Raw genomic sequence first — 12,113 nt, 5'->3', positions numbered from 1 at the left:
CGTGATGGCGCAAAGCCCGGTCCGTAGTTTCATCCCGGCTATTGCGGGATTTCCCTGATCCACAATCGCCGAAGACCACGCGATTGAGGGATGATGCGAAAGGAACCGCGATGGAACTCGTCAAGCAAATCATACCGATCCTGCTGACCGTCAGCCTTGCGCTTCTCGTCGTCTCGGTGGGCATGGCCTCGGCACGCGGCGACCTGAGGTACGTGCTGATGCGTCCGGCATTGCTCGGGCGGGCCGTCGTGGCGGTGAGCATCATTCCGCCGATCGTGGCGATGATCATCGTCGCGCTGTTTCCGATCTCGCTGCCATCAAAGGCGGCGCTGCTGCTGATGGCGATCTCTCCGGTGCCGCCGCTTGTGCCCGGCAAGATGATGAAGTTCGGCGGGCGCAACGCTTATGCCTACGGCGTCTATGCCGCGATGGCGCTGCTTTCGATCATCACGGTGCCGCTGCTCGACGCCCTGTTGCGCGGCTATTATGGCGCGGATGCCACGTTTCCCATAGCAGTCGTGGGCAAGAACGTATTCCTTGGCGTGATAATCCCGCTGACGATCGGATTGCTGCTCGGTCGCTGGCTGGCGCCGCAATTTTCACAACGCGCGGCCCCGATGGTGGGCAAGATCGGACTTGCGCTTGTGGTGCTCGCGTTCATTCCGATCCTCATTGCCGTGTGGCGCCCAATGGTGAGCCTGCTGGGCGACGGCACCGCATTGGCATTTCTGCTGTTTTCACTGATCGTCGTGGCGGGCGGCCACTGGCTCGGCGGGCCCGATATCCATGACCGTTCCACGCTCGCGTTCGCTGCTGCGGTGCGGCACCCGGGCATCGCGCTTGCGCTTGCGGGGGCCAATCACATGGACAAGCGCGTGTCCGCCGGCGTTCTGTTGGCCGTGCTTGTCTCTATGGTCGCGCTGATTCCCTATCAGATGCTGATCAAGCGCAGGCTCGCGGCGGACAAGACTGCCGGCGACCCGGTTATGGGCGGATGACGCAGCGAAAACCGATATGCGAGGTCGACGTGTCGACCGGGTGCGCGTGGCGAGCGGCCGGGCGATAGCGCCGGCAATAACTTGGCGCGCAGAGGTGCGATCCCCCTTTGAGAACGCGCCGCGCGATGCGTAGCGGATCTGCCCCGTCGGCGCTTGCGTCCTCGCGTCCACCGCGCGGATTGTGTACCGCGCAGCAGGGGTGGCTCGCCACTTCATCGCTCGCCAGCGACCACCAGTCCGCGGTCCATTCCCAGACATTGCCGATCATGTCGCGCAATCCGTAACCGTTGGCCGGATAGGTGCCCACGGGTGAGGTACGCAGCCAGCCATCCTCGAGGGTGTTGGCGTAGGGGAATTCCCCCTGCCAGGTATTGGCCTGATACTTGCCGTCGGGCGTGAATTCGTTGCCCCAGGCGAATTCCACGCCCTCGAGCATGCCGCGTGCCGCGAATTCCCATTCGGCCTCGCTCGGCAGCGCGGCGTCGGCCCAACGCAGATAGGCTTCGATATCGACCAGCGCCACATGCACGACGGGATGATCTTCCATGCCGCCGATCGAACTGTCGGGGCCCGTCGGATGCCGCCAGTCGGCGCCGGGAACCAGCGACCACCATTGTGCCGCGGGGCCTGTCAGATTCACCGGATGGTCGGGCTGGGTGAAGACGAGCGAAGCCGGTACCAGGTACTCCGCAAGCGCGCCCGGATAGTCCGCCGGATCGGGCGCGATCTCGGCGAGCGTCACATGCCCCGTGGCTTCGACAAAACGCGCGAAGTCGCGGTTGGTCACGGGTGCCCGGTCGATCCAGAAACCGTCGACCGCAGCGCGGCGGCTCGGCCGTTCCTCGGGATAGTGATCGTCGGATCCCATGGTGAACGAGCCGCCGGGGATCCACACCATGTCGCCGTGCTCGGCACGCTCTGGCAGGGCGGCGGGGGGCTGCGGACTGCTGGCCATCAAAATGGTCCCGTCTTGAGGTGATACTGGCGATAGCCAACACACCGACGGCGAGCAAGGCCACGGCGATGGCGGTTGTCGATGAGAACCCGGATCAGTCATCAGTCGAAGGCGAAGCTTGCTATCGCGAGCAGACCTACCAGCATCAGTGCGGTCGCGACGATGAGCGGTACCGATATGGGATACAGGCTCTCGCCATGGATCAGCCCTTCCTTGGCCAACTCAGCTCTCAGCTTGCGAAATTCAGTAGCGAACTGGACGTGGCGCCAGATGCCGCCGGCCATGATGACGACGCCGAGGACGATCAGCGCCAGGCCGAAATTGCGCGGCGCTTCGGCGCGGGTGATCGCGCCGGCTTCATGCAGCTTTTCGAACGCCTGATAGATGGTGAAGCCGAAGCCGATGAGCGAAAGTGCGGTGCGGATGACCGACATGAGAGTCCGGTCCGCCGACATCCGGGTGCGCTGGATGCTCATGCCCGTGCGGCGCATCGACAGTTCGGTGCGCTCGCCCGACAACTCGGTCCGGTAGGTCGACAGATCGCTGCGATATTCGGACAGGTCGGTTCGATGTTCGGACATTTCGGTGCGATGGTGGGAAAGCCCGGTGCGATAGTGCGAATACTCGACCGACGCGTCATCGGCGCGGTGTTCGCTGACATCCGGGATTGGGGGCAGCGGCGCCTGCGGCAGCCGGTCGGGTCGGGCAGGACGGTCACGCGCGGCCTTTGTCGCCATGGCTATACCCCTTTGCGTTATTTGGCCGGCGGGGGAGGAAACTTGGCGAGCACCGAGTCCACCGCGGTATCGATCATCGCCTGGTCCACCTTGCCTGGCGTGATCTGCTGCGTCGCGGTGCCGTGCCAGATCGGCTTCCTGGTTGTCGCATCGTAGATGTCGACTGCGAGCGTCCCGTCGGTGACGTTGCGCACCTCGACATTGCTGTAGGGGCGGGCCCAGCCATAGCGATATCGCATCCCCCAGCCGGGATAGAAGGCGCCATAGGGGCCGTAGTCGGATACTTCGACGCGATCGCGCGCGCCCAGCGTGAAGGCGATCGCGAAGTCGCCCGGCGACGCCTGGGTATAGGAACGCGCGGCGAGACTGCGGTCGATCGACGCCTTCACCCGCTCGAATCCCAGCGGGTTCATGCCCTGCGGCACGCCGGTGAAGACCCAGCTATAGGTTCGATATTTGCTGAAATCGACCGCGGGGTCGTGATCGTAGTTGATCTTCGGCGTCGATGAGCAGGCGGCGAGGGCGCCCAGTCCCGCCAGCATTGTTGCGCGCATCGCCATGGCCATCCTCCCGAAGCGAAATGACGCGGTGATTATCGCAAGTTCTGCACGCCGACCTATCAGGGTAATCCCCGGCTTTGGTCGATTTCTCTCCCGATTTCTCTCACGAGTCATGCCGCTAAGCGCCGCGGCGAGCCGCCTCGGTGGTTTTGGGAGACGGGACCGGGGTTATCCCCGATAGGCAGCATCGCGGTCCGAAGCGAATATGCCGGGGAAACCTGCAGCCGCGAGGGAGCAGTGCATGACCGGCAGGATTGCAAGCATCGCTGGAGCGATCCTGCTCCTCAGTCAGCCAGCTCACGCTCAGTCAGGCGACGAGGATCTGGCCAAGCAACTCGCCAATCCGGTCGCCAGCCTGATCAGTGTGCCGTTCCAGAACAACATCGACTGCTGCTTCGGACCCGACGATGCTACGCGCTACACGCTCAATGTGCAGCCGGTGATCCCGGTCTCGATCACGAAGGACTGGAACATGATCGTGCGCACGATCGTGCCCTTCGTCTCGCTCGAGGACACGCCGAGCACACCGGGGGCGACGGGTTTCGACGACATCACCCAGAGCCTTTTCTTCTCTCCCAAGGAATCGAAGAACGGCCTTGTCTGGGCGGTAGGGCCGGCCTTTCTCTGGCCGATCGGCGAATCCCGGCTGGGGGGCGAGAAATGGGGGGCGGGCCCGACCGCGCTCGTCCTCAAGCAGACCAGGACGGGACTGACCTTTGGCGTGCTCGCCAACCATATCTGGTCCTATGCAGGCGACGACACGCGAGACGATGTCAGCAGCACCTTCATCCAGCCCTTTTTCAGCAAGAACTGGCCGAGCACGACCAGCGTCACGATCAACAGCGAGGCAAGCTACGACTGGGAGCATGAGGAGTGGACGATCCCGATCAACCTCACGCTCGGCCATATCTACAAGATCGGCAAGCAGCGTGTGCAGATCTCGGGGACCGCGCGCTACTATGCCGATACGCCCCCGGGCGGCCCTGAATGGGGCGCGCGGCTGACGCTGACCTTCCTTTTTCCCGGATGACTAAGGGGTAATCCGCCGCCGCTGTCTCGGGGTTACCCCCGATTGGCCTGCGTCGCCTCAAATGCAAGGTTTCGTTTCCAATTCCGCGATGGAGACTCCCCATGCCCAACGGTAAGCCCAACATCCTCGTGATCTGGGGCGATGACATCGGCCAGAGCAATCTGAGCTGCTACACGCACGGATTGATGGGCTACAAGACGCCCAACATCGACCGCGTCGCAAAAGAAGGCATGCTCTTCACCGACTATTATGCGGAGCAGTCGTGCACCGCCGGTCGAGCTTCGTTCATTACGGGCCAGGCGGGTTTGCGCACTGGCCTCACCAAAGTGGGGCTTCCGGGCGCGGCGCTCGGCATGCGCAAGGAAGACCCGACGATAGCGCGCATGCTCAAGGAACAGGGGTACGCCACAGGCCAGTTCGGCAAGAACCATTTGGGCGACAAGGACGAGCACCTGCCGACGATGCACGGTTTCGACGAGTTCTTTGGCAATCTCTACCATTTGAATGCCGAGGAAGAACCGGAACATCGGGACTATCCGGATGAAAAGGAATTCCCGGATTTCAAGAAAAAGTTCGGCCCGCGCGGGGTGCTGCATTGCTGGGCGGACGGCAAGGGCGGCCAGAAGATCGACAATACCGGCCCCCTCACGAGGAAGCGCATGGAAACGGTGGACGAGGAATTCCTGGCTGCCGCCAAGGATTTCGTCAAAAGCCAAAAGGATGCCGACACGCCATTCTTCGTGTGGTTCAACACGACGCACATGCATGCCTACACGCACGCCAAGCCATCGAGCCTGGGGCAGTCCGGACGCTGGCAATCGGAATATCATGACGTGATGATCGATCATGACAAGCATGTCGGTGAGCTGCTCGATCTGCTCGACGAACTCGGCATCGCCGACGACACGGTCGTCTTTTATTCAACCGACAACGGGCCGCACATGAACACATGGCCCGATGCCGGCACGACACCATTCCGTAGCGAGAAGAACACTTGCTGGGAGGGTGCATTCCGCGTTCCAGCGCTGGTGCGCTGGTCGGGCAAGATCGCCGCGGGATCAGTCTGCAACGAAATCGTTGGGCACCATGACTGGTTCCCGACGTTCGCGGCGATAGCGGGCAACACGACGGTCGCCGAAGACCTTAAAAAGGGCGTCACGTGGCAGAAAAACAAATATAAGGTGCATCTGGACGGCTACGACATCTCGGCCCTGCTGACGGGAAAAGCCGACAAGAGCCCACGGCAGGGATTCATCTACTTCAGCGACGATGGCGACGTCATCGCGCTTCGCTTTGACAATTGGAAGATGGTGTTCCTGGAACAGAGATGCCCGGGCACGCTGCGCGTGTGGGCGGAGCCGTTTACGGCGCTCAGGGTGCCAAAGATGTTTAACGTGCGGACGGACCCTTATGAATTCGCGGACATCACGTCGAATACCTACTACGACTGGTGCTTCCAGCATGCGTTCCTGGCCATTCCTGCGCAAGACATCGTTGCCCGCTTCCTGTCGACCTTCAAGGAATTCCCGCCGCGCCAGAAGGCCGCGAGCTTCTCGATCGATCAGGTCGTCGAGAAAATGGAGGCCATGACGACGGCACAACGTTAGGGCAAAGCCTGCTCAGAGCTTGGAAGGGCGGTTCGTTCCGCCCTTCCGGCACTGCGAGTGTCACAAAGGAGCTTGGTGATGGCCGTCGATCCTTTGCTTGGCCGGCGCCGCGGGGCGGCCGCTTCGGCAATGCTGGTGGCGCTCATGATCCACTCAACCGGCGCGACCCAGAATCAGCCGGCGAGCGGCTCGGCCGCCAATCCAGGCGCCGTGGACAAGATGAAGCTGCCGCCCGGCTATCTGCCGCGTGACAAGCTTCCGGACAGTCTCGTGCTGCTCCCGCCACCGCCCGCCCCGGGGTCGGCGGCGATGGGGCGCGACGAGGAAGCGCGGCGTGCGGCGAACAGGCTCCGCGGCACGCCGCGCTTCGCACGCGCCGCCACCGACGCGGTGATCGGCTTCCCGCAAATTCCCGACGATTTCTCGTGCGCCATGGGTTTCGCGATCACGAAGGAAGCGACACCGAAACTCTACGGCCTGATGGGCCGGATGCTGATCGATGTCGGCCTCTCGACCTACGGCGCGAAGAACAAATACCAGCGCACACGCCCCTTCGTCGTCCACAAGGCCGCGACCTGCTATCCCAAGGATGAGGCGCTGCTGCGCGGCGACGGTTCCTATCCCTCGGGGCACAGCGCCCTCGGCTGGGGTTTTGCGCTGGTCCTCGCCGAGCTCAACCCCGATCGCGCCGACGCGCTGTTCCAGCGCGGGCGCGATTTCGGGCAGAGCCGCGTGGTCTGCGATGCACACTGGCAAAGCGATGTCGATGCGGGCCGCGTGATCGCCGCCGCCACCGTGGCGCGGCTGCATGCTGATCCCCCCTTCCGCGTCGATCTCGATGCCGCACGCGCCGAAGTGGCGGCAGCGAAGCAGGCCGGTGCAAAGCCGACCGGTGACTGCACAGCGGAGGCCGCCTCGCTGGCGGTCCCATGACTGCCGGCCTCCTCCGGGATCCGACATGATGGTGATCCCCAAACGACGCGGGCGAAAACGAATATCGGCACTTATCAGGCGATCGGCTCAGGGTTTACCCTGATAGTATTTTGTCCAGTAACGGCCGAGTATGCGCTTTGGGCCGTCGGCGCCCGGCAACCGGTGCCGCCCGATGGCCGCTGGCGGCTCGGTCGAGTTGTGAAGGGGAATCATGACGACTCCGCAACGACGCATATTGATCGCTGACGATCATGATCTGATGCGCCACGGCATAAGGGCACTGCTGCAAGCGCGCCCGGATTGGGTGGTGGTGGCAGAGGCAGTGGACGGCCACACCGCGCTCGAGCTCGCCCGCGAAATGCAGCCCGACATCGCCGTGCTCGACTATTCGCTGCCCCAGCTCAACGGCCTCGATCTCACCCGTCAGCTGCGCCGCGAACTGCCACGGCTCGAGATACTCCTCTATACGATGCATGACCGCGAGGACATGGTCGTCGAGGCGCTGCGCGCGGGCGCGCGCGGCTATGTGCTGAAGTCCGATGCGGGGCGGCACCTGCTCGCCGCGGTCGACGCGCTCGCCATCCGCAGGCCCTATTTTTCGGGCGCGATCTCGGAAACGCTGCTCAGCAGTTTTCTGGATTCGAAGGGAGATATCGACGGCACGACGCTCACGCACCGCGAGCGCGAGGTCGTCCAGCTGATCGCCGAGGGGCGGATCAACAAGGAGATCGGCAACATCCTCAGCATCAGCGTCAAGACCGTCGAAACGCATCGTGCGGCATCGATGAGCAAGCTCAAGCTCAGAACGACGGCGGAACTGGTGCGCTATGCGGTCAGGAACAACATCGTCCAGGCTTGAGGTGTGGGGGGCCGCCTTGGGAGCCGCGGCCGCCCCGAACCTCATTGCGGCGGATTGATGACGACGTACTGCACCGTCGTCCCCGAATACTGCGGCTGATACCATGTGCTTCCGCATTGATAGTAGCTGAAGCCGTTGACGATGACGGTCCCGCAACTCGGCGGAAGCGTCCGCGTCATCGAGCCAATTGCCGCCGCCGTCACCACCGCCGCGGTCGTCACCGCCGCTGCCCTCGCTACGGGGTGATAGTCCCAGTCGTCGCCCCAGCCGTGATAATCATGGTCGACATTCACGTTGACGTCGCGGTTGATGTTGGTGTTGCGGTTGATGTTCTGGTTCACATTGGCGTTGTGATTGATATTGGCGTTGGCGTTGCGCCGGACCTGTTGCTGCTGCCCGCCGCCGCCCGCGCCCGGACGGGTTGCCGGGCGACTTGCACTTCCCGAAGGCCGGGTCGCCGGCCGCGCTTGCGCACTGCCGCCGCTGGGCCGGGCACGCTGGCCACCGCCGCCGCTGGGCCGGGATTTGGCACCTCCGCCGCCGCCGCGCCGCTGAAAGGCCCAGGCGGCATCTGCGTCAGAGCCCGCGATTGACTGGTTGATCGGCGGAGGGGCCTCGATTTCCGCGGCTGACGCGGAAATCGGTGTCACCGATATGGCCAGGCAGGTCGCGAGGCCCAATATCGAGCTTGCTGATTTGCTGATCATCGTCCTGTCCTCAATTCGGATTGATCGTCCCGATGGTGATTTTTTTCGCCTTCTCCGGCGGCTGGAACGTGAAGTCGGCGTCCGTCAAGGCAGCTGCCGGGTTCCATTTCATCACCGCGACATATTGCGGCATGCTGGGGTCATCGGTGCTGGTGATAACCATCTTGTACGGGAGCGCCTGCTCGCCCTGACTGATCCAGATCTGCCAGTCTACGTTGGGCTGCCGCATCGCATACTGGTCACACAGCACGCCGCCGATATGCTCGGCACCCGCATGGAATGCGGACGTGATGCGCGCGGTCAGCGCGGGGTCCTGCCCCAGATCGAACAGGTCGGCGAGCGGGAATTCGATCCCGTGCTTTGCCTGAGCCTGGGTCAGCATCTCACGAATCGTCGCCGGCGCCGGCACCGAACCGTAAAAGCCGAGATTGGGTGCGAAGACCGTGACGCTCTTGCCGTCATAATAGATGTTGCGCGACTTGCGATCCGAGTGCGAGTCGACGCGCAGGCGATCGGGCCGGCGTGCCTTGATCTCGATCGTTCCCGAATATTGGATCTTCTGTCCCGTCGTCAGCACTTCCTCGGTCGTCGCATCGCCGGAAACCTCGAAACTGGTGAGCTTGCGCAGCGACGCGCCCATGCGTTCGAGCGCGGCGATGGCCGCCGGATCACGCTCGGGCGCCGCCTTGTCGGTTGTCGCTGCAGCTGTGGCGGGGGCTGGGGCGGCCTGCGCCATCAGTCCTGAAGGCAGAAGCGTGATCGCCAACGCGGCGCAGGCCGCACAACCTGTGGTTCTTCGCATGAAATCCTCCAGCGTCACCCCGTTTTCGGACTCGTACACTGAACCAACTGGCGGCGGATGCTATCCGGATTCTCACCGAGAAACCCCGACAAGATTCCCCATGGGCGGCGGCGCGCTAAGTGTTGCCGCCCGACGCCGCTTCGGGGTCGAATTCCTCGATGTCGCGCTCGAGGAAGAAGCTCAGTCCCGTCCGGATTGTAGCGATTGCGGCCAGCTTTCCGATATCGTCCCAGGTCGGCGCCACGGCGGTGCGGATGATGTCGGCGCCCAGCGCGAATTCGAGCGCCAGCAGGATCCACGTCGCAAAGCGCAGCCAGACCGCGCGGCGCGACCAGGTCGCGGGCCGCTGCGTCGCCAGACGGATGAGGACGCGGAAAAGCGCTTCGGCTGCGCCATAGGCGACGATGATCACCACCGTCAGCTCAAGCATGAGGGCCGAATAGGACGCAATGACCTTGAGCGTTTCTTCCATGGCAACCGGTCTCCTTCCGCAGCCAGCTTGCATCGCGTCATCGTGTCCGCAATCGGGCATTCTGCTGAGGCGGAAACGGATGTCGGTGGCCAATGGTGCGCGGCACGGTGGTTTTCGCGCCGATCCACGGGTATTCCCCGATTGCGCATCGCCGCAGGGCGGCAATGATGGGCCATGATTTCGTAGCGCGGCGTACCGCGGCAGTGTCGCGGCGCGATCGGGCTGCCGGGCCCGGACATTCTGAAGGCGAGATGATGGGAAATCCGCTGCGCAGGATATTGATAGCTGACGATCATGACGCGATGCGGCAGGGGGTGCGCAGCTTTCTCGAGGCTCACAGCGAATGGCGAGTCGTCGCAGAGGCGTCGGACGGGCACATGGCGCTCGAACTTGCGATCCAGACCCAGCCCGATATCGCGATCATCGACTATTCGCTGCCGCTAATGAACGGCCTCGATCTGACGCGTGCGCTCAAGCGCGAGCTGCCGCAGGTAGAAGTGCTGATCTACACGATGCACGATCGCGAGGACATTCTTGCCGATGTGCTGCGCGCGGGGGCGCGCGGTTATGTTCTCAAATCCGACTCGGGGCAGCATCTGATCGCCGCGGTCGAGGCGCTCGCGAACCGCAAACCCTATTTCTCGGGCGCGATTTCGCAGACGCTGCTCGACCATTTTCTGGAGAACGAGGACACTGCCCAGAACGCCGCGGTGCTCACCCCGCGCGAGCGCGAGGTCGTGCAACTCATCGCCGAGGGCAAGATCAACAAGGAGATCGCGCACATCCTCGCGATCAGCGTCAAGACCGTCGAAACGCATCGCGCCGCGACGATGCACAAGCTCAAGCTCAAGACGACCGCGGAACTGGTCCGCTACGCGGTGCGCAACAGCATCGTCCAGCCCTGATCCGGGGGGTCAGGCGGCGCGAACCGCTCGATAGGGCACGCGCGCCGTTACCATCGTCCCGAGCGGCAGCCGGGAAATCTCGAACCGCCCCGCGATAGCTTCGAGCCGCTCGCGCATGCCGATCAACCCGACGCCCAGTCCATTCGCACCGCCGCTTCGCAGCAAGCTGTCGGTGATGCCGATACCGTTGTCCGCGATCTCGAGCACCAGATCGCCCGCCTCCCTGTCGAGACGGACGGTGACGTGCGATGCGACGGCGTGCTTCTGGATATTGGCAAGCGCCTCCTGTGCCACGCGGTACAGCGCCACCTCGACGTCGCTCGACACCCGCAAGGCGCCGGCATCATTGATGAACTCTGCCACCAGATCGGCGCGGCGTGCGAAGCCCCGTACGAAACTGGCCAGCGCCTTGACGATGCCGATGCCCTGCAGTTCGGGGGGATGCAGCACGTAGCTCAGTGTCCTCAGCTGATGCTGCACCGCGCCCAGGGCCTGCTCGATACGCGCACAGGCCGACTCCGCCTGAGGGCCGCCCGCGGAAGTCTTGAGCGCGGCCAGGCCGAACTGCATCAGCGCAAGTTGCTGGGCGGTTTCGTCGTGCAGTTCGCGCGCGATACGCCTGCGCTCGTTCTGCTCGGCGAGGAGCAGCGAAACGCTATGCTCGCGCCGTTCGGCGCGGCGCCGCTGATTGTCGGTAATGTCGGTATAACAGGCGAGGAACAGATTTTCGTCCCGCTGCAGACGCGCGGTATGCACCAGAAAATGCCGCGGCATGCGGTTGATGACGACCGAATGATTATGAACAAACTGCTGGATCAGCCCCAGCTGCAGGCGTCGCAGGCCCAGCCGGATATAGCGGGCGTCGCGACTTTGCGGATTATCGCCCGTGCAAAGCGTTACATAGTTGGGGCCGATGCCGCGCTCAATATGCGCATCGTCATGGCCTGGCAGCCCAAGCGTTCGCCAGGCCTGATTTACCGCGACGATGTGCATGCCGCCGTCGACCACCGCGGTCTCGCCCGGCATGGCGTCGATCGTCGCCTGCAGCGACCGCGCTATCCACGCGCCATCCATTGTCGCCGGCCCCGCCTCAGGACCGGAACCGGCCAAAATCGGCGGCAGCGACAGCGTTATCGGGTGAGACGACACGCTGGAACAGGAACTGCTCTGCGGGAACTTTTGATGGGCCACATCCGACATCGCCAACTCCACGGTTAGCCTGGACAACAATGCCGGACCGCATTCGGAGAAGGCCCCCGCGTGCCTTCCGCATGATGGCTCAGCAATTCCGCGACAGGACCCGATGCCGCAGCAGAATTTTCTTTTTTGAACCTGCCCTGAATGCTTGGTGGATATCGGCATTATGCACTAGGTACTAAACCAGAGGCAATCGGAATTTATCCGTAAGGGTCGGCGCAAACGGATATGCTGGTCTGCGACGTTTCCCCGACAGTGCGTCGAGTATAAGGTCGCAATATCGTCATGTGATCTTGCTATAACACTGGAAAATCCGTGCCTGCGCGACTCGCGGGTTGCACGCCGATACTT

The 12,113-nt window shown here is 63.3% G+C and carries 13 protein-coding genes; 6 read left to right on the top strand and 7 right to left on the bottom strand.

Features of this window, described 5'->3' with window-relative positions:
• Positions 1-110 precede the first annotated feature (110 nt).
• The gene (locus AC3WJD_RS06265) at positions 111-998 is read left to right on the top strand and encodes a Na+-dependent transporter (RefSeq protein WP_492745516.1); all 888 of its coding nucleotides are present in this window, start codon (positions 111-113) and stop codon (positions 996-998) included.
• Here the strand turns inward: AC3WJD_RS06265 and AC3WJD_RS06260 are convergent.
• From AC3WJD_RS06260 to AC3WJD_RS06250, 3 genes are all read right to left on the bottom strand, one after another.
• Positions 985-1,896, bottom strand: coding sequence for a formylglycine-generating enzyme family protein (locus AC3WJD_RS06260; RefSeq protein WP_492745617.1), 912 nt, complete (start codon positions 1,894-1,896; stop codon positions 985-987). The two genes, AC3WJD_RS06265 and AC3WJD_RS06260, sit on opposite strands and share 14 nt — an antisense overlap.
• 158 nt (positions 1,897-2,054) lie before the next feature.
• Positions 2,055-2,690: a YidH family protein gene (locus tag AC3WJD_RS06255; protein ID WP_492745515.1), complete on the bottom strand. Its 636-nt coding sequence runs from the start codon at positions 2,688-2,690 to the stop codon at positions 2,055-2,057.
• A gap of 17 nt (positions 2,691-2,707) precedes the next feature.
• Positions 2,708-3,250 (bottom strand): DUF4136 domain-containing protein, encoded by a 543-nt coding sequence (locus AC3WJD_RS06250; protein ID WP_492745513.1) that lies wholly within the window; start codon positions 3,248-3,250, stop codon positions 2,708-2,710.
• Between the two features lie 241 nt (positions 3,251-3,491).
• Here AC3WJD_RS06250 and AC3WJD_RS06245 point away from each other — a divergent pair, with 241 nt between their 5' ends.
• The 4 genes from AC3WJD_RS06245 to AC3WJD_RS06230 all read left to right on the top strand — a co-directional run bounded on the left by AC3WJD_RS06245 (position 3,492) and on the right by AC3WJD_RS06230 (position 7,679).
• Positions 3,492-4,280 (top strand): hypothetical protein, encoded by a 789-nt coding sequence (locus tag AC3WJD_RS06245; protein ID WP_492745511.1) that lies wholly within the window; start codon positions 3,492-3,494, stop codon positions 4,278-4,280.
• Positions 4,281-4,381: 101 nt separating this feature from the next.
• On the top strand, positions 4,382-5,887 hold the full coding sequence (locus AC3WJD_RS06240; protein ID WP_492745509.1) for an arylsulfatase: 1,506 nt from the start codon (positions 4,382-4,384) through the stop codon (positions 5,885-5,887).
• A 78-nt stretch (positions 5,888-5,965) separates the two neighbouring features.
• Positions 5,966-6,820, top strand: coding sequence for an acid phosphatase (locus AC3WJD_RS06235; RefSeq protein WP_492745507.1), 855 nt, complete (start codon positions 5,966-5,968; stop codon positions 6,818-6,820).
• Between the two features lie 211 nt (positions 6,821-7,031).
• Positions 7,032-7,679, top strand: coding sequence for a response regulator (locus AC3WJD_RS06230; RefSeq protein ID WP_492745505.1), 648 nt, complete (start codon positions 7,032-7,034; stop codon positions 7,677-7,679).
• A gap of 41 nt (positions 7,680-7,720) precedes the next feature.
• Here the strand turns inward: AC3WJD_RS06230 and AC3WJD_RS06225 are convergent, their stop codons facing one another.
• The 3 genes from AC3WJD_RS06225 to AC3WJD_RS06215 all read right to left on the bottom strand — a co-directional run bounded on the left by AC3WJD_RS06225 (position 7,721) and on the right by AC3WJD_RS06215 (position 9,660).
• Positions 7,721-8,386 carry a hypothetical protein gene (locus AC3WJD_RS06225; RefSeq protein ID WP_492745503.1) on the bottom strand — a complete coding sequence of 222 codons (666 nt, stop codon included), beginning with the start codon at positions 8,384-8,386 and terminating at the stop codon, positions 7,721-7,723.
• A gap of 10 nt (positions 8,387-8,396) precedes the next feature.
• Positions 8,397-9,188: a DUF2092 domain-containing protein gene (locus tag AC3WJD_RS06220; RefSeq protein WP_492745501.1), complete on the bottom strand. Its 792-nt coding sequence runs from the start codon at positions 9,186-9,188 to the stop codon at positions 8,397-8,399.
• Between the two features lie 115 nt (positions 9,189-9,303).
• Positions 9,304-9,660, bottom strand: coding sequence for a DUF1622 domain-containing protein (locus tag AC3WJD_RS06215; protein WP_492745499.1), 357 nt, complete (start codon positions 9,658-9,660; stop codon positions 9,304-9,306).
• Positions 9,661-9,914: 254 nt separating this feature from the next.
• Between AC3WJD_RS06215 and AC3WJD_RS06210 the strand changes: the two genes are divergently transcribed.
• A complete protein-coding gene (locus AC3WJD_RS06210) occupies positions 9,915-10,565 on the top strand; it encodes a response regulator (RefSeq protein ID WP_492745497.1) in 651 nt (216 codons plus the stop codon).
• Positions 10,566-10,574: 9 nt separating this feature from the next.
• On the opposite strand, the gene AC3WJD_RS06205 is transcribed toward AC3WJD_RS06210, so the two are convergent.
• Positions 10,575-11,765, bottom strand: a complete 1,191-nt coding sequence (locus AC3WJD_RS06205; RefSeq protein ID WP_492745495.1) for a sensor histidine kinase — start codon at positions 11,763-11,765, stop codon at positions 10,575-10,577.
• Between the last annotated feature and the right edge of the window lie 348 nt (positions 11,766-12,113).

The sequence above is a fragment of the Sphingobium sp. FW306-1B-F04DB genome (assembly GCF_058781925.1).
This window is presented reverse-complemented; position numbering and strand designations above follow the sequence as displayed.